Annotated in this window: 15 protein-coding genes and 4 pseudogenes; 8 read left to right on the forward strand and 11 right to left on the reverse strand. The window is 43.8% G+C overall.

All coding sequences use genetic code 11. From position 1 onward, the window contains the following. Positions 1-138 precede the first annotated feature (138 nt). The 3 genes from ispE to ACOBWA_RS01075 form a co-directional block, all read right to left on the reverse strand. Positions 139-1,104, reverse strand: a complete 966-nt coding sequence (gene ispE, locus ACOBWA_RS01065; protein ID WP_420229958.1) for a 4-(cytidine 5'-diphospho)-2-C-methyl-D-erythritol kinase — start codon at positions 1,102-1,104, stop codon at positions 139-141. A gap of 90 nt (positions 1,105-1,194) precedes the next feature. Next, positions 1,195-1,827: a lipoprotein insertase outer membrane protein LolB gene (gene lolB / locus ACOBWA_RS01070; RefSeq protein WP_420229959.1), complete on the reverse strand. Its 633-nt coding sequence runs from the start codon at positions 1,825-1,827 to the stop codon at positions 1,195-1,197. A 191-nt stretch (positions 1,828-2,018) separates the two neighbouring features. Continuing rightward, positions 2,019-3,851, reverse strand: coding sequence for a tetratricopeptide repeat protein (locus tag ACOBWA_RS01075; RefSeq protein WP_420229960.1), 1,833 nt, complete (start codon positions 3,849-3,851; stop codon positions 2,019-2,021). Between the two features lie 687 nt (positions 3,852-4,538). Between ACOBWA_RS01075 and hemA the strand changes: the two are divergent. The 4 genes and pseudogenes from hemA to ACOBWA_RS01095 all read left to right on the forward strand — a co-directional run bounded on the left by hemA (position 4,539) and on the right by ACOBWA_RS01095 (position 8,631). Then, positions 4,539-5,948: pseudogene (gene hemA / locus ACOBWA_RS01080) on the forward strand (glutamyl-tRNA reductase). A 358-nt stretch (positions 5,949-6,306) separates the two neighbouring features. Continuing rightward, positions 6,307-7,443, forward strand: a complete 1,137-nt coding sequence (locus tag ACOBWA_RS01085) for an aminotransferase class V-fold PLP-dependent enzyme (protein WP_420229961.1) — start codon at positions 6,307-6,309, stop codon at positions 7,441-7,443. A 290-nt stretch (positions 7,444-7,733) separates the two neighbouring features. After that, complete coding sequence (locus tag ACOBWA_RS01090) at positions 7,734-8,114, forward strand: YeeE/YedE family protein (protein WP_420229962.1); 381 nt, start codon at positions 7,734-7,736, stop codon at positions 8,112-8,114. A gap of 98 nt (positions 8,115-8,212) precedes the next feature. Beyond that, positions 8,213-8,631: pseudogene (locus ACOBWA_RS01095) on the forward strand (DUF6691 family protein). 217 nt (positions 8,632-8,848) lie between these two features. On the opposite strand, the pseudogene ACOBWA_RS01100 reads toward ACOBWA_RS01095, so the two are convergent. Continuing rightward, positions 8,849-10,512, reverse strand: a pseudogene (locus ACOBWA_RS01100) (AMP-binding protein). A gap of 403 nt (positions 10,513-10,915) precedes the next feature. Here ACOBWA_RS01100 and ACOBWA_RS01105 point away from each other — a divergent pair. Beyond that, positions 10,916-13,051, forward strand: a complete 2,136-nt coding sequence (locus ACOBWA_RS01105; protein ID WP_420229963.1) for an FAD-dependent oxidoreductase — start codon at positions 10,916-10,918, stop codon at positions 13,049-13,051. 145 nt (positions 13,052-13,196) lie between these two features. Here the strand turns inward: ACOBWA_RS01105 and ACOBWA_RS01110 are convergent, their stop codons facing one another. From ACOBWA_RS01110 to ACOBWA_RS01130, 5 genes are all read right to left on the reverse strand, one after another. Next, positions 13,197-13,964 carry a lysozyme inhibitor LprI family protein gene (locus tag ACOBWA_RS01110; RefSeq protein WP_420229964.1) on the reverse strand — a complete coding sequence of 256 codons (768 nt, stop codon included), beginning with the start codon at positions 13,962-13,964 and terminating at the stop codon, positions 13,197-13,199. Positions 13,965-14,090: 126 nt separating this feature from the next. Beyond that, positions 14,091-14,507, reverse strand: coding sequence for a VOC family protein (locus tag ACOBWA_RS01115; RefSeq protein WP_420229965.1), 417 nt, complete (start codon positions 14,505-14,507; stop codon positions 14,091-14,093). A 210-nt stretch (positions 14,508-14,717) separates the two neighbouring features. Beyond that, complete coding sequence (locus ACOBWA_RS01120; RefSeq protein WP_420229966.1) at positions 14,718-15,722, reverse strand: lipoate--protein ligase; 1,005 nt, start codon at positions 15,720-15,722, stop codon at positions 14,718-14,720. A gap of 280 nt (positions 15,723-16,002) precedes the next feature. Further along, positions 16,003-16,257 (reverse strand): hypothetical protein, encoded by a 255-nt coding sequence (locus ACOBWA_RS01125; protein WP_420229967.1) that lies wholly within the window; start codon positions 16,255-16,257, stop codon positions 16,003-16,005. A 32-nt stretch (positions 16,258-16,289) separates the two neighbouring features. Next, entirely contained in the window at positions 16,290-16,415 is a 126-nt protein-coding gene (locus tag ACOBWA_RS01130; RefSeq protein WP_420229968.1) for a hypothetical protein, read from the reverse strand. A gap of 645 nt (positions 16,416-17,060) precedes the next feature. On the opposite strand from ACOBWA_RS01130, the pseudogene ACOBWA_RS01135 reads away from it, so the two are divergent. The 3 genes and pseudogenes from ACOBWA_RS01135 to ACOBWA_RS01145 form a co-directional block, all read left to right on the forward strand. After that, positions 17,061-17,303 (forward strand): annotated as a pseudogene (locus tag ACOBWA_RS01135) (EamA family transporter); the annotation flags it as partial. Between the two features lie 91 nt (positions 17,304-17,394). Continuing rightward, on the forward strand, positions 17,395-17,946 hold the full coding sequence (locus ACOBWA_RS01140; RefSeq protein ID WP_420230693.1) for a DMT family transporter: 552 nt from the start codon (positions 17,395-17,397) through the stop codon (positions 17,944-17,946). Positions 17,947-18,187: 241 nt separating this feature from the next. Next, on the forward strand, positions 18,188-19,291 hold the full coding sequence (locus tag ACOBWA_RS01145; protein WP_420229969.1) for an alkene reductase: 1,104 nt from the start codon (positions 18,188-18,190) through the stop codon (positions 19,289-19,291). A gap of 105 nt (positions 19,292-19,396) precedes the next feature. Here the strand turns inward: ACOBWA_RS01145 and ACOBWA_RS01150 are convergent, their stop codons facing one another. Further along, entirely contained in the window at positions 19,397-20,362 is a 966-nt protein-coding gene (locus tag ACOBWA_RS01150) for a pirin family protein (RefSeq protein ID WP_420229970.1), read from the reverse strand. 165 nt (positions 20,363-20,527) lie between these two features. Continuing rightward, a complete protein-coding gene (locus ACOBWA_RS01155) occupies positions 20,528-21,811 on the reverse strand; it encodes an NAD(P)/FAD-dependent oxidoreductase (protein ID WP_420229971.1) in 1,284 nt (427 codons plus the stop codon). Between the last annotated feature and the right edge of the window lie 308 nt (positions 21,812-22,119).

Consider the following 22,119-nt stretch of genomic DNA (forward strand, 5'->3'; position numbering starts at 1 on the left):
CAGATTTTGCAAGTCATTTGCAGCTTTTTCTGGTATTTATTCATCATAGGTTACTGCTGGCGCTATTTTAGCAAATTAAAATAGGCAATCCTACCGTTGTCATTATTTAGATGATAAGAAATCTAAAGGTTATATGTGCTATTTTAAGTTTCCAGCGATATATGCCGTACAAGGCGCATCTGCAATCCACTTCGCCACAAGTTTTTCATTAGTAGCCACACTCGCATCTAAAGGCAAAAACACGGCACTACCAGAGCCAGTCATTCGTGCTGTGCTCAATGCTTGCGCTTCTAACCCCTGTAGATAACTTAAGGCATCTGCAACAGCAGAAGCGAGGCTTGTGACGACTGGGGTAAAGACATTATGATAGGGCGTAGTGAGCGTTTGTACATAGTCAGCGTATTGGTTTTGGATAGTTGCAACCGATAGGGGCGCGATATCTCGCTGTAGTTTGGAATGTGCAAACAGCTTGGCAGTATTTACATGAGCGTTAGGCGTCAGTACTAAATATTGCTGGTCAGGCAACTCAATCGTAGTCAGTTCTTCACCAATTCCCATGGCAATAGCGTCTTGGCCAAAGATAAATATAGGTACATCCGCACCTACAGTCGCGCCAATCTTTATAAGCTCATCACAGGTAAAATTAAGCTGCCAAATCTCATTGAGCACTAGCATAGTCGTTGCTGCATTAGATGAGCCACCGCCTAGACCCGCGCCCATTGGCAAGTGCTTATCTAAAGTAACATGCACTTTTGCTAATTGCTCAGGTAAAGTGTTTGACTGTATGGCAAATGCTAGCAGTGCGCGCGCTGCTTTGAAGATTAAATTGTCTTCTATACTAATAGTGATAGCCTCTGCACCATCTAATATCAGTAGCTGATGACAGAATTGATTAGCACTTAATTCACTAGCTATAGTAGAAATCACAGCATTGTCGCTGACCGAAAAATGCAAATAATCGCCCCAGTCGAGCAGGCGAAATACCGTTTGCAAATTATGATAGCCATCGGCTCGTTTACCAGTGATGTGCAAAAACAGATTGAGTTTTGCAGGCGATAGACGGGTAATCGTAGAAATAGATGATGCGGCTATATTTTCAGTCATATTTTTTTATCATAAGGTGCAGTTATAAACAGCTATCTTAATTAGCAATGATGATTTTTGGCAGGCTTTCTGTTGTTAATGAAAGATGGATTAATGATTGATCGTCATTACAACTTTGTTGCCTTGTGGCTGTACTGCACTAATTTTACTAGGTAGCTTATCCGTACCTTTATAGGTAAAGCTGGCTGTCCACTCACCATTGACTGAGCTAACTAAGCGGCTCTGATCATCCAGTTGTGGCGCACTATCTGAAGGTGCCGGGCGACCAGAAATCCAGTAAGGCATTTGTGAAATTGGTGCTTGCCAACCAGTAGCTTTCTTTAGCAAGGTTTCAGGGTCGTCAGCGGTCAATGACCCTGTCTTTTCGCTAACTAGAGTAGCGGTCTGACCATTGTATTCAATGTTGGTTTTACCAATACCGAGTGCGCCAATCAGCTCAATGGCAAATCGGTCGTTTTGCTGACCCCATGCATAAAATGCACTACCACCTTGAGTACCGGTCGAATCACTCGCAGGCGTCGTTACCCCAATTTTACCGGTGATATTGAAGCTCTCTAGCTTTTTTGGTTGTTCAGCATTTTGACCTTGTACAGTGGTCGTTGGTTGGTTGGTCGCGTTGGCCGTTTTTAATGATTGACAGCCAGAGGTTATGACCATTGCTGCAGTTATAGCAGTAAACAGAGCCAATTTATTCGGTTTATAAGAAGTGATTGATGCTGACATAATAGTTTCTCAAAATGGAAAGATGAACAAAGATATTAGCTTAAGCGTTATTTGTTGCTCGGTTATGCACGGCTGTTAGCTTCTTATAACGACCTTGTAATTTATAAATGCTTCGTTATTTATAAAAACCTTATCAACTATCATATCTCTGTAACTACAAAGCTCGAATAACATATCCAAAATCAGCGCTATTAATACAGCTGTATGCGGTCATTGATATTGTGCTGTCCAAATGAGAAGCGCTGCTGCAAATCTGCGAGTAATGCCTCAACTTTGTTATTGTTACCTAAGCCTTGATAGGCGCGCAATAACAGCGTGCCTGAGCGCAGAGTTGGCAGCACATCATAAGGTGTCTGTAGATAGTCGATGACTTGCTGATAGTTTTCTTTGGCCAATGCATTGCCCGCCAAGACATTTAGGGCTTGCAGATGTAGGTCGTTATCATAACGCGGGTCATCATAGCGAATCTGAATAATTGCGGTAGCTAGCGCTAGACCTTGCTCTGAACTGCGCTCATTTGCCAGTAGCAACTGTGCATAGCTTAACTGATAGGATAAGTTGCTAGGATCTAAAGCCTGCAAATGATTGAGCAGGGTACGCTTAACGACATAGTCTTCTTTATCATCTAACAGCTGAGCCCGTGCAAAGAGTAGCATCTCATTATCAGGATATTTACGAGCGGCACGAGTTAGTAGACGCAGAGCTTCATCAGATTCGTTTTGTTGCCACAAGATATCGGCCTGCATGACAAAAGTGTCAGGCGCGAATACTGTAAAGTCTTTGCGCAGCTTCTCTAACGTCGCGATTGCCCCATCGACGTCGTTATCGAGTAATTCAAACGCCACTACTTTTCTACGAGCTTCTAATACCAAATCCTCTTGCATGACGCCATTGAGATAGTATTTGGCTTGATCGAACAACTGCTGACGCTCAGCACTGATACCTAGATAATAGTAGGCTTGATCAAGATAAGCTGGACTCTTAGCAAGCATATTGAGTAGCTCATCGGCACTAGCGTACTCTTCAATATCTAGGCTTACTAAAGCTGCGAGCAGCGTAATCTCAGAATCATCATTGAAACGGCTATGCGCTTCAAGTAGTAACTTCCAAGCTTGTTCGCTTTGCTTTAAATCTAATAGATAGCGAATCTCATATAAATATAAGCTTTTGCTATCAGGGTTGCGTAGACGAGCTTGACTGACATAATTGATGACGGTTTCTGCGGTCACAATTTTACGCAATATATCCGCTTTTAAGGTAATAAAGGGCACGTAGTCTGGCTGACGCTCTAGCGCTCGATTGATATGAACGATAGCCACTTCAGGTTCGTTAAACTGATAGAGTAAACCCGCTTTTAATACTGACAATGAGGCATTTTGCTCGCTATCTAGGGGCTGCAACGCGGCAAGCAGCTCGCGTTTGTCATCATCATTATTTGGGTAAATACCTATGAGGATTTCGCTTAAGTCTGCGCGTGGATCATAGCGCAAGATGCGGTTTAACGTTTCACCCGCTAATATATAGTCGTGGGCACGTAAGGCTAAATGCGCGACATAAAACCACGCAGGCACATGGTCAGGGTTTTGGTCCTGCCATGTCTTGGCAAACTGTAATGAGTCTTCAACCCTTTCGTTACGCAACGACAGGCTAAGCGCTCTCTCAAACACGGCTGTGGCATCTTCTTTAAAAGACTGTTGCTTATAAATAGAGACCGCACGTCGTTTGTCATCGCGATCGGCAGCAAACTCGGCATCCAGTAGAGCGTACAAGCTTGGTTCACTAAGCTCAGGCTGCCATAGACTGGCTGGTGCTAGGCCATTAATGTTTTTTACGTTCTCTATGGTGAGTGTGTCTTCATTATAAGGTGTATCCATCGCGGCATTACTATCATTTACTTTATTGCCATTTGGCTTATTGGCAGTTACCTTATTGTTAGCTGCTTTATTATCGGTAGCAACGGATACTTTAGGAATTTTTGTTTCTAGCAATACATCGGGATGGCTAGCATGAACAGGGGCTGCCAAACACAGGCACACGGCTAGAGACAACGCTAGCTTATATCGTTGACACAGGCGCTCAATAGCGACATGCAATAAAGCACGGAAGCTAGAGTATTCGCTATAGGGATGTGGTGACCGAAGTAATGACCCAAAAAAATCATAGATAGCCGTATTCGCCCATGGTTTACCTACACAGATAAGGCAAGTTTGTTTTAATCATTTCAAGTTAAATATTGGCAATATGTACCCATGACAAACATTATAAGAGTAGACCGATGAGATAAACAATAGCATCCGTGTTACTCAGATATTGGCAGGTCTGACTGTATGAATGTGCTACTAGTAGCGAGTACGTTGCCAAAGAATGATACTGAAGATGATTAAATATAGATATGTCTGTTGAACTGAATATTATAGAAATATAACAAGTTAAGATAGAGTAAGCGAATGATTTAACATTATATTATTGACCATAAGTCAAAACTCAGCTATTGATTTTATAAATCGTATGAGTAGTTGATTTGTTACATTTGCGACCAGATACAGAGATATGGTTATCATAGATGGGTGAGTGTTAATTAAAGCCCGCAATAATGATATAATAGGCGGTTTTTAGGGTCTTCCTTTTAGCGCTGTCGTCAAAAACTGTCTTTTAAAAATAATAAGATAGCGTAAGGGGCAACTGAGCGTCATGTTTATGGTCTATCGATAATGAGATTAGTGGTCATTGGGGTCAATCACAAAACTGCACCAGTCGCTCTGCGAGAGCGCTTGGCGCTTGTGGGTGACGATGTAAATGTCGCGCTCAAACAAATAGAAGCCTTTACTGATGGTAGCGTGATCGTCTCTACTTGTAACCGCACCGAAATCTATGCGCTAGTGCCGCACACTTCAACGTCGCAGCCCGCTAATAGCCAATTGTCTGACTCACAATCATCCAATGTGCAGGATGTCAAAGCTGCTGGCCAATCATCCAACAATACTTTTAGTAGTAGCATGAATATCTCGTCTGCTGCGATTAGTGCGCATATTACCAAAATCAAAACGTGGCTGGCTGATTTCAAGCAATTACCACTCGTTGATATTGATCCTTATCTCTATGTACATCGTGATACCCATGCACTGACTCATTGGTTAAGAGTAGCGGCTGGTCTCGACTCTATGATATTGGGTGAGCCGCAGATTCTCGGGCAAATCAAAAACTCTGTGCATCTGGCTCAAGACCAAAAAGTACTCAGCAATCAGCTAGGCTGGATCATCGATCAAGTATTCGCTGCCGCCAAACGAGTGCGTAACGAGACACAGGTTGGCGCCTAAGCCGTATCGCTTAGCTTTGCCGCCGCTAAATTAGTCACACAGATATTTGATGATTTACCAAGTCGCACGCTTTTGGTCGTTGCGGCAGGCGAGATGAATCGCTTGGTTGCCACCCATATCGCAGGGCTAGGGGTAGGACGAGTCATTATCTGTAACCGTAACCCCGAACGTGCCGAAGCATTAGCGGCTGAGCTACGTGGCCCTAATCGCCGTGTAGATGTTAGACCCTTACAGGAACTACCGCAAGTATTGGCAGAAGCCGATATCGTTAGCAGTTGTAGTGGTAGTATGGATTTGTTGATTGATAAGACAATGACCATACAAGCGCTAAAGCGTCGCCGTTATCAGCCGATGCTTATGATAGATTTGGCCGTACCGCGCGATATCGATTCTACCATTAGCCGTATTGATGATGTTTATCTGTACTCTGTCGATGATTTGCAGCATGTGATTGCAGGTAATATCGAACAGCGTCGCCAAGCCGCAGTGGATGCTGAACTGTTAGTCAGTCAATTGGTAGTTGAGATAGACCGCCGCTTTCAGGTTCGCCAAGTTGGCAAAGACATTCAGCAGTATCGTGCGTGTACTCAAGGTCAGGTGGATAAGCTGCTGCATGAATCTATTGCTAAGCTGCAACAAGACGATGTCAGTCCAGAAGATATCATCACTGAGCTGTCAAGACGTTTGACTCAAACACTGACCCATGCACCATCGAAACTGATGCGCAAAGCCGCACGCGAAGGCGACAGTGAGTTGCTAGACTTCGTGGTGTCAGGACTACAAGATGCTCATCGAGGGCATTGATGCTTTCATCGTGGCTGTATAAGTCAAAACTTATCAACCAATACCTACCAATAAATTCTCGATAGCGCAAGTCATATCGTTGCCTGAGCGTATCGTTGTCAACCTTCAGTATCAGTGCTAATATCAAGCTCTCATGGATGGCTTAGGTCAAGATATGTGCTGGTGTTTGCTCGTAATATGACTACAAATATATTAACTTAATGTTAGTAGACCTCATCAGTGTCCGTTGTTTTTTATTCGCTTAAAGACAACGCATCTCTAGACAGCGCAAGACCTCACCATCAAAAATAATAGTACTTGATTATAGTGCTATCTAATCCATGTCGCATATTATCTAACCATACACTAGGAGTGTTCAATGCCTGCATTACGTCAAGATATCGATCCAAACGGCTTATTAGAGTATTCAGTGGTTTACACCGATCGTGCGCTGAACCATATGTCAAAAGACTTTCAGCAAGTGATGAATGACCTATCTAGTGACCTAAAATCTGTGTATAACGCGGACGCAGTGGTGATCGTTCCTGGTTCTGGTACTTATGGTATGGAAGCAGTCGCTCGCCAGTTGGCAAATGATGAAGACTGCCTAATCATTCGTAATGGCTGGTTCAGCTATCGTTGGACGCAAATCTTAGAAAAAGGCAAAATCGCCAAATCATCTACAGTGCTCACGGCCAATCGTGCTGATGATAGTGAGTCGCCAAAGCCGTTTGCTCCAGTCGATATCGACGTTGCTGTAGCTAAAATCAGAGAAGAAAAGCCAGCAGTTGTATTTGCGCCGCATGTCGAAACCTCATCGGGTATCATCTTGTCAGATGACTATATCAAAGCGTTGAGCGAAGCTGTGCATAGCGTTGGCGGATTATTAGTCATTGACTGCATCGCCTCAGGCTGTGTATGGCTAGATATGAAAGCGTTGGGTATCGATGTACTGATTAGCGCACCACAAAAAGGCTGGAGCAGTACGCCGGGCACTGGCTTGGTCATGCTAAGCGATGCTGCTGTCAAAAAAGTGGACAGTACTGAGTCTGATAGTTTTAGTATCGACCTAAAGCAATGGTTGAATATCATGCGTGCTTACGAAAATGGCGGTCATGCTTACCATGCGACTATGCCGACAGACAGCTTACGTCAGTTCCGTGATGCTGTGAATGAAGCCAAAGCAATCGGTTTTGATAAATTGTGTGACGCACAGTGGACACTTGGCAAACGTATCCGTGAAGTACTAGAAGCCAAAGGTGTTGAGAGCGTCGCTGCCGAAGGTTTTAAAGCGCCTGGTGTTGTCGTCTCTTATACTGATCGTGATGATATGCATAAAGGTAGTGCGTTCGCTGAAATCGGGGTGCAAATCGCTGCTGGCGTACCATTGAAAGTGGGCGAGCCTGATAACTTTAAGACTTTCCGTTTAGGTCTGTTTGGTTTGGACAAGTTGACTGATATCGATGGCACAGTAGCGCGTTTTGAAAAGGCACTTGATAAAGTGTTGAGTCAGTAAAGATACCAAGTAAGATGGCTAATAAAAATATTAATAGGATAGTTTATTAAGTCTTTTTCACTGCCCTTTTTAAAGCCTTTGCGGTACAGTCTTTACAGTTATAAAAAATACTGAACTATTAGCATTATGCTAGGTTCAGTATTTTTTTACCTTTTATTATATTTTATAATATAATGTATTTTTATAAATTAAAACTCAAGCACGCATTTAATAAACTTAATTAGGTAGTCCGTTATGAGCATAAAAATAGACTGGCAAGCATTTACGCCGATCTCCTTAGTTGGGGGCTGATGCTAGGCGTAGCGACGGTTATCTTACTGCTAGGCATCGGCCGTATAGCAGGTATCAGTGGTATTTTTTCAAGCCTATTGAAACCCAAGCGTGTAGAGATGTGGCAGATGCTATTTATACTGGGTTTGGTCATCTCACCGCTGTTATATCAGTTGGCAAGACCACTGCCTGAGGTAGCTATCAGTACTTCCGTGCCATTATTGGTTGGTGCAGGATTACTGGTCGGCTTTGGCACGCGCTTAGGTTCAGGATGCACCAGTGGGCATGGTATCTGCGGTAATGCACGGCTGTCTCCACGGTCATTGGCAGCGACCGTCACCTTTATGCTGTTTGGGATTGTGACCGTTTATGTCGGTCGCCACGTATTAGGCCTGCTATAGCGAACTCATGGCATATTGCCAGATGAATGCTAATAATTGGGCTCACGCGCGAACGACATATGATGGTTAATAAAAGATAATAATAGCGAGATACGACGATGCTAAAAAATATAATCGGGTTGCTAGCAGGACTGCTGTTTGGGCTTGGACTACTGGTATCAGGTATGACCGATCCTGTAAAGGTACAAGGATTTTTGGATGTATTTGGCGCATGGGATATCTCCCTTGCACTGGTGATGGGCGGTGGCCTGATAGTGGCGTTTTTCGGTGTACGATTGGCAAAGCGTCAACAGAGCAGTTGGATTGGCACACCGATTGATATGCCGAGCAAAACTGTCATTAATAAAAAATTGCTTATCGGTGCGATGTTGTTCGGTATCGGCTGGGGTTGGTTGGTATCTGCCCAGGACCAGGAATTGTATTGCTTGGTACTGGCCAATGGCAAGCCTATGTCTTTATCCCTGCGATGATTATAGGAATGCTGGTTTATCAATGGCTTGAGCCTAAGCTTGGTTAACATAAGTAGTTCTCTATAAATATAGTCAGAGAACTACTAAGCGGCTACGGCGTTATCCTCCTTAGATGTACTATTTGTACAATCTGCAGTCGGCTGCCTTGTACCCGTTTTAGACTTCTTTGACTATAGACGAGCGCTCAAAAAAGGTCAGCTATATATATGTAGTTGACCTTTTTGATGGATATTAATTGATGATAAGACTTAATAGATTGCCGTTTTATTTCGCACTGGCGGTTACTTTTGGCGTTTCGTGTGCCAATGATTTTGCTGCTTGGCGTAGCTCAAATTTTTGAACTTTACCGGTACTGGTCTTAGGTATTTCTGCAAAAACAATATATTTCGGCACTTTAAAACCTGCTAGGTGCTGACTACAATGCTCCATCACCGTGTCACGTTGCAGCGTGCTACCAGCATGAATCTCGATAAAGGCAACGGGCACTTCCCCCATTTGTCATGCGGCGCGGCGACGACAGCACAGCTTTCAATCGCAGGTAGTTTATACAAGACGTTTTCTACCTCGATACTAGAGATATTCTCACCGCCTGAGATGATAATATCTTTTAGTCTGTCCATGATTTTGATATAGCCATCAGGGTATTTAACACCCAAATCGCCTGTACGGAACCAGCCATCAGCGAATGCTTCTTCGGTAGCCTTACGGCTTTTTAGATAGCCTTTCATCACCATATTGCCACGTAGCGCCAGCTCGCCCATCTCTTCTCCGTCAGCGGCTACGGGTTCAGTCGTACCTTGCTTAAATACTTCAAATCCTGCCATCAAGTGAGAAATCATGCCTTGACGTGATTTCTTTTGAGCACGGGTGGCCACATCAAGCTCATTCCATTCTTCCTGCTCAGCACAAACCGTCACTGGACCATATACTTCAGTGAGACCGTAGACATGCGAGATATGAAAACCCATTGCTTCCATCGCGGCCAGCATGGTTTCAGATGGCGGTGCACCCGCGACCCAGCCTTTGACCGTATGGTTGATAGCGTCTTTATACTCAGGTTTGCCGCCAGCAATCATATTATGTACGACCGGTGCAGAGCAGTAGTGACTAACTTGATGCTTAGCAATCAGCTGCAATATCAAATCAGCATCAATTTTTCTCAAGCATACATTGACCCCAGCACGTTCAGCGATGGTCCACGGAAAACACCAACCGTTGCAGTGAAACAGTGGTAGCGTCCATAGGTACATCGGGTGTTTGGGCATATCCCAATCTAAAATATTAGAGATAGCATTGAGAGTTGCGCCGCGATGGTGATAGACCACACCTTTGGGTTTGCCTGTCGTCCCAGAGGTATAGTTCAGCGCAATAGCATCCCACTCATCTGTCGGCATCTCCCAGTTATCCAAACTGTCTGAACTGGCTACTAATGCTTCATAACTCATGTGCCCAAAGCGCTCGACATCGACAGCTTTGTCCGTTGAGTGAATGACGATTAAGTCTGGAAAAGTCTCATCGATAATCTCAGCATGCTCAGCAAATTCGCTATCTAAGATTAAAACCTTTGCTTCGGAATGCTGCAAACAAAAGGTAAGTGCATTGATATCGAGTCGGGTGTTCAAAGTACAGAGGACACCGCCTGACATCGGTACGCCAAACGCACATTCGACCATCGCAGGCGTGTTCGGCAGCATCACGGCTACAGTGTCGTTTTTATCGATACCCAATTTGCGCAGACCATCAGCCAGTTGGCGACAGCGGGTATAGGTCTGTTGCCATGTCTGAGTGAGGTTATTGTGTTCTAGATCGTCATAAATGATGGCAGTCTTATTAGGATAAACTTGCGCGCTGCGAATGATGAAGTCGATAGGGGTAAGTGGTTGATGGTTGGCGGCACTTTTGCCGAGACCTGTATGGAAATCTGTCATGATGATAGTCCTTTATCGTATTTCTATAATGCGTCAGTACATTAACGTCAGTATACTATTTAGTACAGTAATCTAGCATAGAAATTATAGATATAAGTCGATATTTATCGATTTATATCTTAGTCTAATCTCTCAATGATATTAAGCTAACGGTATATAATCTACCTCAAAATTTGAATGGGTTTTGTGGTGTTTGCTTAACCATATGCCACAGTACCGCCTGATACACCGTGCCGATCGTTATAGCAATTAATATAGTGCTCACTCATCAGTCGCTTGTCTGCATAGCTGACAATAATCGCGGTGTGTTACGATATCGAAGATGCTAAACCCCTTAGGCCCACTAATTCTAAAAAGCCGTTTTTAAGAAGTAGCCTCATAAACTATTCATAAGGAAAATGATATGTCTGCCAGCCATAGTGCCAACACGATCCAAACCGCTAGCACCAATGAACACTATCCGCATTTATTTGAGCCGCTAGATTTGGGCTTTACTACGCTAAAAAACCGTATGGTTATGGGCTCGATGCACACTGGGCTTGAAGACCGTTTTTATAATTATGGCAAGCTGGCGGCGTATTTTGCAGAACGTGCCAAGGGCGGCGTGGCAATGATGATTACTGGCGGTATCTCGCCTAACCGCGAAGGTTGGTTGTTGCCTGCTGGCGGAACGATGAATACTAAAGCTGACGTGATTAATCACCAGCGCGTCACCCGTGCTGTGCACAAGCACGACAGCAAAATCATCATGCAGATATTGCACAGTGGTCGCTATGGCTATCATCCATTTGCCGTATCCTCTAGCCCGATTAAATCTCCAATCTCACCGTTTAAGCCACGCAAGATGAGCATCAAAAATATCGAGCAGACGGTAAAAGACTATGCTCGCTCAGCCAAACTTGCCAAGCAAGCAGGCTATGATGGCGTCGAAATCATGGGCTCTGAAGGTTATTTGCTCAACCAGTTTTTATCAAGCCATGTGAATAAGCGTAAAGACATCTATGGTGGTGATATTCATGGACGTATGAAGTTTGCTGTTGACGTGGTCAAAGCGGTACGTGAGGCGACTGGCGAAGATTTTATTATTCTATTCCGCTTATCAGTGATTGACTTGGTCAAAGACGGTAACGTTATGGATGAAGTCATCACCGTGGCCAAAGCGCTAGAAGAAGCGGGCGTGACTATCATGAACACTGGTATCGGCTGGCATGAAGCGCGTGTGCCGACTATCGTCACTAGCGTACCACGTGCCGCCTTTGTTGATTTTACTGCTGAAATTAAAAAGCACATCAACATTCCTATGATGGCAGCGAACCGTATCAATATGCCAGAAACGGCTGAAGAAATCGTCGCGACTGGTCAAGCTGACATGATTCAGATGGCGCGTCCATTCTTGGCTGATGCACATTGGGTCAATAAAGCCAAAAATGGTCAGACAGATCGTATTAACACCTGTATCGCTTGTAACCAAGCTTGCCTCGACCATACGTTCGAAAACAAACGCTCGACTTGCTTAGTCAATCCACAAGCTTGTTATGAGACTGAATTGGTCTATAAGAAAACCAAAAAACCGAAAAAAGTCGCCGTCATTGGCGGCGGTGTCGCTGGTATGTCAGCGGCTCATGTGGCGGCCTTACGTGGTCATGATGTGACTCTGTTTGAAGCTAAAGACGTGCTTGGCGGGCAGTTTAACTACGCCAAAGTCATCCCTGGTAAAGAAGAGTTCTTTGAGACTATTCGCTACTATATTAATGAACTTGAGCATTTGGGTGTTGAGATTAAACTGAACACCAAAGTCAATAAAGACATGCTCGAAAAAGCCAAGTTCCATCATGTCATCGTGGCAACGGGTGTCGTACCTAGAAGTCTAGAAGGTAAGCTCGAAGGTGCTGAGCTGCCACAAGTAATGAGCTATGCTGAGCTGCTCTCTGGCGAAAAAGCAGTGGGTAACACAGTCGCGGTCATCGGTGCTGGTGGTATTGGCTTTGATGTAAGTGAATACCTAACAGCCAATCATGGTAAATCGCTGGATGAAATCGGCCCTGAGGGACTAAAAGATCCGAGCTATCGCCCTGAACCACAGTCTATCAGCGAGTGGCGCGAAGAATGGGGCGTGACCAATGATACCGACTATCAAAGTGATGGTGGTCTAGTCAGACCAGCAGCGATCAAGCCGATTCGCCAAGTTTATCTCATGCAGCGTAGCAAAGGCCGTCTGGGTAGTGGTCTGAACAAAACCTCAGGCTGGGTGCATCGTGCGCATATCAAATCGCATGGCGTGATCCAAGTTGCTGGCGTGCAATATGACAAAATCACCAACGAAGGTATCTGGGTAACTAACCCACAAGGTCAAAGCCAGTTATTACGTGTTGATAGCGTCGTCGTCTGTGCTGGTCAAGAGTCAGTCGTTGAGCTGATGCCAAATGTTGGCGATGCGCCAGACGCGCAATATCACCTAATCGGCGGTGCTAAGCTAGCAGCTGAACTAGATGCCAAACGTGCGATTCGTGATGGTGCTGAAGTTGCAGTTCAGATCTAAAATCTTTGGCATGAATGTTAAATAATGGACGGCGAGGGTATATCTCTTGCCGTCCTTTTTTATTTGGAATGAAAATTTGACTTATTAAATTAGATCTTCAGTTCAACTTATGTTTATTTCGAGAGAATCGAGAGGTGTTGTTTACTTACTCACGCCCTAATATAATCCCGTCAAAATACCCTCGCATACCACAATGCAGTCTTCTATATTGATCATCCATATCTCTTAATAATAATTGAGTTTTACCCTTATGAAGTGCTGGATATAAGCGTAGCTCAACGTTTTTATCTGATTGATCATCGTTGATGACCCAATGATTCTGTGACCATACGGCCTTACTCTCTCCTAAATCACAAGTATGAGCATTGGTAAAAATCAAAACGCCCTCGATAATAGAAAGATAAGGTTTATTAGCGATACTATGAATCGATACCGTGTTTTTCGCCTCTCCTGTATCCTCCCAGCGTTGAGTACCTGAATTATATATTGAGATTTGAGAGATTTGAGAAAACTTACCAAAGGCATTTTTACTCGGTAAATCAGAAGGACTTAACTCATCTGAAAAATTCCAAGCCACACCGTAACTGCTTTGCTCTTCGATATACTCTTTATACTCGCGTATCAGACATTCTTCACTTTTACAGGTATTACGCTGAAACCTAAGCCATGTGCGTTGATTAGCAATGAACCTATCTTTAAAAGCTTTGCTGTCTTCATACTCAGGAGCAGCACTAAAATGGCTTTTATATTTCTTCGCCATTGTGTCATCAAGCTTAGAAAGCTCAGAGCTTTCGCAAACGGTTTTTTCTACCCAGCTAGCAGCCTTATTGCAATCAAAACTTGCTGAGTTTGCATAAGTGGAAAGTAAGCAAGTGCCTAAAATACCGATTGTAGTGATGTATAACTTTTTCATATCACCCTCATTTTTTAGAGCTTGATTGTATTTTAAGAAATCTATAACTGTGATATACGTGTCATCATTATCTGCAAAAAACGAATCAGTCCATCCATCCTAGCCCAACTAACTAGCCTCACTCATTTACCAACTGCCAATATTTTCCATCGAAATCCAAGGCTCAATAGGTTCTAAGTCTTCGCCATTTTGTAGCAGCTCAATTGAGATATTATTAGGGTCTTTAACAAAAGCCATATGGCCATCTCTTGGCGGTCTTAATATCTCGACCCCTGCCTGTATAAAGGTGTCGCACTGTGCGTATATGTTGTCGACTCTAAAGGCAAAGTGCCCAAAATTATCGCCATTGGTATACTCTTTTTCATCCCAGTTGTGTGTCACCTCAATTTCTGGTGCACCCTCATGCGTTGCTACAAAATACAAGCTGAATCTGCCTGATTCAGAGTCTCTCTTTCTTAGCAGTTGTAAGCCCATAAGGTCACAATAGAAAAATAACGTTTCTTCTAGTTTGTTGGTTCTAATCATTGCATGTAAGTACTTCATGAAAATACCTTAATATTGATTATTAACAAAAAATGGAGTAATGGCAGGGTGCTTTTTATGCATCATTAATATACAAAATCTCAGATGGCGTACGTGTGATATCAATACCATTAACTATATACAGCGCATTTGTGTCAGTAACTTTTTACCAAGCAGGGCAAGCGGCACACTTTGCAATACTTGCTAGATTAAATCTGACGTCGCAAAATCTTAACCTTCCATCTCGCCAACTAACCACTGCTCAAAATCACCCACCTGAGCCGCCAATTCAGGTTGCGCTTTTGCTAACTCATCGAGCTTATTTTTAATCTCAGGCTTATTATATTTAATGCCAGTCAATGTTTTCTTAAGCAAATCGATGAGCTCAACATTTAGCGCATCAGAGAAGATGACAACTTCGGTAATCATCGCTTGCTTCACATCCATATGTACATCCATCATGCCCCAATCAAAGCGCGTCTCGATATGATGAGTGAACTCAGGCGTCTTGCCAAAGCGCCAATCCCAGTCAGCCATTTGCTGATAGTAAGCGTTTAGCGTTGGCTGCTTGGCAAGGCTGGCTTCATCCAGCTGCTCAACTGACGCAGTCTCCCCATAATACTCACAAAACGCCTCGATAATCGCATCAGACAAGGTCTCGTGATTGATAGCCTCATTAAAATCTACTAAGTTTGCTACGCGAGCGCGCACAGATTTGATGCCTTTTGCTTTAAGCTTTAGCGGATGCGGGTTTAGATAATCGCCAAGCTTTTGCATATTGGCATTGACCAGCAATGTGCCATGATGAAAGCTGCGATCGGCTGCATGTCTAAATGCGCTGCCCGATATTTTGCGGTCGCCTACCTGCATGTCGTTGCGACCAGACAGCGTAGCGTCTATGCCGAGTTTCTTAAGCGCATTGATGATGATAGTGAAGTTTGCTTCTTGGTCGTAAGCATCACTGGGCGATAAAAAAGTAAAATTGGTATTACCCAAGTCATGGAACACAGCGCCGCCGCCGCTCTGACGCCGTGCTAAAAACACATCGTCTGCTTCCATTTTGTCGGTTTTGCACTCTACCCATGGGTTTTGCGAGCGTCCAATAACCACGGTCTCAGAGTTACGCCATAAAAATAGGGTATGCGAGTCGGGATTGAGCGTATTAAATATCCAATCCTCGGTGGCAAGATTAAACCAAGGATTGGTCACAGCAGACTTTAGGATGCGCAGTTTCATGTATTTGACTCTTTAATAAACTGGGTTGGTGAGTAGGTTTTATAAATAGGTAGCATCATTCTTACCGATGTAGGTTTGTAATTCAATGGCTGTCGAATAGAGGGAGCGATCTTATCAGTGGCTTTGACAGTGGTGAAGACATTGAGTATATAGAAAAAACGGTGAGAAAATTTTATAGAAGAGGGCGCTAAGGTTGATGCTTCAGTTTTTAGCGGGCGGCAATAAAAGCCAAGCAAAACACTCAGCTTTATTGCACTATAAATTGCTAGAGTACTCTGCTCTATTTAGCACAGATTTCCCACTGCGATTTTGTACTAAGATAACATTGCATAACCGCTTTACCAGACTGCGCATACGCCTCGCTGACGATACGCTGATTGGTTGGCAGACGATATCTGATAATCGCTGGCTCGTCATTGACGGTGGTCGTCCATCCAGTCACTTCATTACGGTCATTATAGTTTGCACTGGTGGATGTTGCCATTTTGCCAAACCCTGGCAGGTTATAGGAGACCTGCCTAAAACTATAACTCATCGCTGCACCCTCAGCGCCCTCATACTGACAGTTTAGCTTTTTTGCAGTTTATCTTGCTTATAAACATAGCAAGTGGTCTCATCTGAGAACTGACCAACCCCGCAAAAACCTGCCGTTGCAACTGACATCATACCGATAAATAACGCTATCCTTTTCATAATCATTCCTCAATAATTTGTAAATCCTACTAATGATGTTTGCCATCTATTTTTTGTATTGCCAAATACTAACCAATACCTTGTAGATAGTAGAAAATTAGTAAACAAATATCAACTAATATATTTTAAGTAAAACTTGAATTGATTTATCAGAGCTACTTTTATCATCAGTATTATTAAGAGTAGCTGTTATAGGGTAGTACTATAAGAAGGATTTGCTATGACCATAAATTTATTTTTATAGGTATTGAACGGATGACTTACTTAAGGATGACTTTGGAGTTCTTTGGTATGTGAATAGAAAGGCGCTGGGATAGGCTAAAGTATAAGAAATATAGGATCAGCGCTGCTTGCTATATGCTGCTTAATGAAAAGGATTTGTCCAGATTTATAAATTATCAAAAGGTGAAAACCTTAAAACTGTGCTAAAAAATCAATAAATGGATAAAAACTCACTATAAATTTTATAAAAAATTACCCATCAAACAATTAAAAAGTTATCATCATGAGTTTTTAATCACATGATAATTTTTACAACGCATCAGACGCTTATGACCGACACGAGTTGGTAAACGCAGTCTAAGCGCTTAATAGGATTACCCAATGACCAACCGTGACCTCATCATCTTTGTGACGCTCTCTTTTATGTGGTCACTCTCTTTCGTTTTTTATCGTATTGGCGTGCCTGAGTTTGGCTCATTGGCATTCGCCAGCTTGCGTGTGATATTCGCCGGATTGGTCATGTTGGTCTTTGTATTGCTCAATAAGAAAAACAGAGTAGGCATCAAGGAGCATTGGAAAATGCTAGCGCTCGTTGGCTTGTTTTCAGCAGCGCTGCCTTTTGTGTTGTTCTCGTTTTCCGCGCAGTCAGTGAACGCAGGCGTGCTAGCCGTACTAAATGCCTCTGTGCCGATGATGAGTGGTTTTATCGCCAGAGTCTTTTTAAAGATAGGCTATCAAAAAACAAGCACTAGGTTTGGTGATCGGGGTGATCGGGGTAATCATACTGATGAGCGAAAGCTTGTTTGGTGGCGGCGAGCCAGGCAAAGGATTGATCGAAGGGCTATTGCCGATGGGCTACGCGCTACTAGCCTGTGTAGGTTATGCGCTTGGGGCCAACATCACCAAGAACTATCTGTACGAAGTATCGCCAGTCGCTATCACTGCAGGCTCGCTCATTATCGGTAGTATTATTATGCTGCCTGTGGCTTTTAATGAGTTCCCTTATGGTAAAGATATCAGCATAAAGGCGTGGGTATCCGTGATCTGTATCGGTGTATTTTCGACCGCCATTGCCCTTATTTTTATGAATCAGCTGATTAAAAATATTGGCCCGACGCGCGCCACCAGTATTACTTTAGTCATCCCAATTTTTGCGATTATTTTGGGCTATCTATTGCTTGGCGAGGCGCTAAATATACAAGCCATCATTGGTTCGATTGTGATATTGATCGGCACGTATTTGTCACTAGAGCTGTCAATTAAGAAAATGCTAAAGCCGAAAGACAAGACTCAGACGAACAGTATTTAAGGCTTAGTAAACAGTCTTCGTAGTAAATAAATACGAATATTTGTATAGGTGAATATTACTGTATCTGTTTGTAAATATTGCTTGGAATAATGAAATCTGTCCCCTATAAAGGTAGGCGCTAAACGTAGATTTACTAATGATATTATAAGTTTTTCTAAACAGCATGCGATAATAATTAGTATGATTGATGGTTGCTATAACTAAAGATCATAAATAGCGACAATAACCAATAGGACAGATTATGGCACACGATATTTTATTTGAGCCTGTAAAAATGGGCACACAAACGCTAAAAAACCGCATTATGATGGCCCCACTGACACGTCTGCGTGCCGTTGAGCCAGGCGATGTCCCTATCACATGGGCAGCAGAGTACTACTCGCAGCGTGCAGGGGCGGGCCTTGTCATCACTGAAGCGACGCAAGTATCGTTTCAAGCAAAAGGCTATGCAGGCGCACCAGGGCTACATACTCAAGATCAAGTCACTGCATGGAAAGCCATCGTTGACAATGTCCATGCCAAAGGTGGCAAGATCGTCGTCCAGCTATGGCACACAGGACTTGTCTCACATGAGAGCGTACAACCTGAACGCCGTGCGCCAATTTCAGCCTCAGATGTCGATGTAGGTATCCGTACCTCATTGCGTGATAGTGACAACCAAGCCATTCGCGCGGATGCCACGCCGCCGCGCCCAGCCAGTCTTGATGAGATTCAGCAAGTGGTTACTGACTTTGCGCATGCAACCAAGTGCGCGCAGGAAGCGGGGTTTGATGGTATTGAGATTCATGGCGCGCATGGTTATTTGCTGCATCAGTTTTGGGCCGAGCATACCAATCAGCGTGACGATGAATACGGTGGCAGCCGCGAAAACCGCGCGCGTCTGACCTTAGATGTTATCGATGCATGTGTGGATGCTTGGGATGCAGATCATATTGGTATTCGTATCTCGCCACTGGGCACATTCAACAATGTTGAGGGAGGCTACGAAGAAGACGATAACATTTGGCTGATTGAACAAATCAATAAGCGTGGTCTAATGTATTTGCATCTGTCAGAGCCAGATTGGGCAGGTGGTACGCCGTATAGCGATGAGTTCCGTCAGCGTGTCCGTGATGCGTTCGATCAGACCATCATCGCGGCGGGTGGCTATGATGCGGACAAAGCTGAGAAGAACATCAAAGCAGGCTATATCGATGCGGTAGCATTCGGTCGTGATTATATTGCCAACCCTGATCTCGCTGAACGTATTCAAGAGGACGCACCGCTCAACGAGCAGCATCCAGAGAGCTTCTATGGTGGCAGCACGGTTGGCTACACTGATTATCCGTTTATGAATGAAGTGTAAGCAATTATCCATCCGTCAGTATCACTGAATAGGCAGACAAACGCGTTATAAAAAAGCCCTTTGACTATCGATAGTTAGAGGGCTTTTTTTACGCAGAGATTTTGATTATTTGCCGAAGTTGCCTGTTTGATAATCACGGAACGTTTGTCGTAGCTCATCTTGGGTATTCATCACAAAGGGGCCGTGACCTGCGATAGGTTCACCGATTGGCTCGCCGCTTAGCAGTAGCAATTTGATAGGTGTGTCTTCATCGGTAGTTGCAGGGTAGGTCAATTCGATAGTATCAGTAGCAGGTAATGATGAATGTTCAGATTGAGTGCCTACATGATTTCGAATAGGCGCTGAAAATTCAATTAGGCTGCCTGCGCTGACGGCTGTACCGTTAACCAATATTTGACCTTCTTGTACCAGGAGTAGGGTATTGTGCGTTTTCGGTACTTGTAGCGAGGTTGTACCTGCTGTATGTAGCTCAATATCCCACATATTGACTGGCGTAAAGGTCGTTGCTGCGCCCGCTATCCCATGCCAGTCACCGGCAATGATGGCAGCTTGGCCAATGACAGTTTGCTCGTCGCCATTGTCTATCAGATCAACGATAGGCATATCAGCACGTTTGATAGATTGGTATTTTGGGTCGGTCAGTTTATGGGTGCTTGGCAAGTTGACCCATAACTGCACCATACTAAATATACCACCACGTTGCCCAAAGGCTTCAGAGTGGAACTCTTCGTGCAGAATACCGCGACCAGCAGTCATCCACTGTACATCACCTTCTAAAATATCACCGCGCCCACCTGTCGAATCTACATGACTAATCTCACCTGCATAAGCAATGGTGACAGTTTCAAAACCTTTATGTGGGTGTTGACCAACGCCATGTGGCTGCATTTTATAAGAGGGATTGGGTGAAAACGTTGTTGGCTTGGCATAATCTAATAATAAGAAAGGATCAGTATGGCTATAATTAAGGTCTGGATTGTCATCTAAATGACTGATCAGAGTTTTTACAAAAAAGCCGTCACCTACCCAGTGCGACTCTTTTTCACCGTGAATGTGTTTAATTGAACGCATGGGTCACCTCATTAGTCTAATTAGAATTACTATCAATAGAAAAGCTATTATTAAGTAATACTACTATGAATATAAGAGTGGATTGTATGAGTTTTTATTACTATTTCATTCCTAGTGCTGTCAGCAGCGATTAAGCAAATGTTAAACACTTATAAGTGTCCATGATTAGACGGTCTCACCACTCACAAAACCACTTGCCCATGCCCACTGAAAATTATAACCACCAAGCCAGCCGGTCACATCAAGCACTTCACCGATAAAGTATAAGCCGTCTTGTAAATTGCTTTGCATCGTTTTTGAAGAAACCTCATCAGTTTTGACGCCGCCGCGTGTGACCTCAGCGGTACGGTAGCCTTCCGTGCCAGAAGGTTTGAGCTGCCAACCATTAAGGGTAATACCAAGCTCTGTGAGACGTTCGTCTTTAATGTTAGCAAGCTCCGTATCTTTGATGTCTTCCCACAGATGCGTCTGTAGTGCTGCTAATAGCTTCTTGGGTAATGCATTATCTGTGTTTTCTGCCAATACGGTACGAATAAGCTGGCGTGGATGTGACTTTTTGCGAGCAAGTAAAAGCTCAGTGACGTCTATCTCAGGCAACAGATTGATACTGATGGTTTCGCCAGTCTGCCAATAGTTGGAGAGCTGTAACATGGCAGGGCCAGAGAGACCGCGATGGGTAAATAGGACGGGCAATTTAAAAGAGATACGCTCGTTACTGGCAATAACTGGCAGACTGATACCAGCCAAGGCACGGATAAGATCGCCTGTTTTATCAGTGAAGGTAAACGGCACGAGACTGGCATCAGTAGGTACGAGCGTATGCCCGAACTGCTGTGCCAACTCATAGCCGATACCACTTGCTCCCATGGTCGGGATAGACAGGCCACCAGTAGCGACAACTAAAGACTCACAGCTATAGCGTGTTTGCGCGGACTGAGTGCCGCTCACAATATCTTTTTTACCAAGCTTTTTGCTCGTCGTTAGATAAAAGCGTTCGCCTTTATCATGAGCAGCAGTTTTAACATGATCAATCTGAGCATTAAGCTTTACTTGTACGCCTACAGCCGTGCATTCATCTAGCAGCATAGACAAGATATCTTGAGCCGAGTCGTCACAGAACAGCTGACCGTGTTCGCGTTCATGGTAGGCAATCTTATGCGACTCTACCATGCCGATAAACTCCCAACTTGGGTAACGACTTAGCGCTGATTTGCAGAAGTGGGGATTGGCACCAATAAAGTGCTCAGGCTCTACAAAGTAATTGGTAAAGTTGCAGCGACCACCACCTGACATCAAAATCTTTTTACCAGCTTTATTGGCATGATCCAAAACCAATACGCGGCGACCGCGCCGTCCGGCAGTCAGTGCACAGTACAACCCTGAAGCGCCAGCACCAATAATAACGACATCATAGTGAGTATGGTTTTGTGCATTGCGTTGATTAGTCATTGCGGTCTCGTAAAACGATGGGGTGAAAAAAGTATAACCAGGCCAAGCATTGTTTTTATTAAAAACGCGGCTGACATTTTGTTAAATGAAGCAGTATGTTTAGTGTAGCTATTGTCCATATTTCACTAAAGGTTACAAGGATTAAATGCCCTAAGCCATACGCTGTTACCGTGTGATCACAACCAGCTGTCATTTTAGTACTATCGTTATGATAGCTGCCCCTATAAATAGCATTATACGTACCAGTATAAGTACTAATATAATTATCTAAACATACAGATGTACAGTGAAATTGTTATGTTTGGCTT

The organism is Psychrobacter sp. ER1 (genome assembly GCF_048631835.1).
Taxonomy (GTDB): Bacteria; Pseudomonadota; Gammaproteobacteria; order Pseudomonadales; family Moraxellaceae; genus Psychrobacter.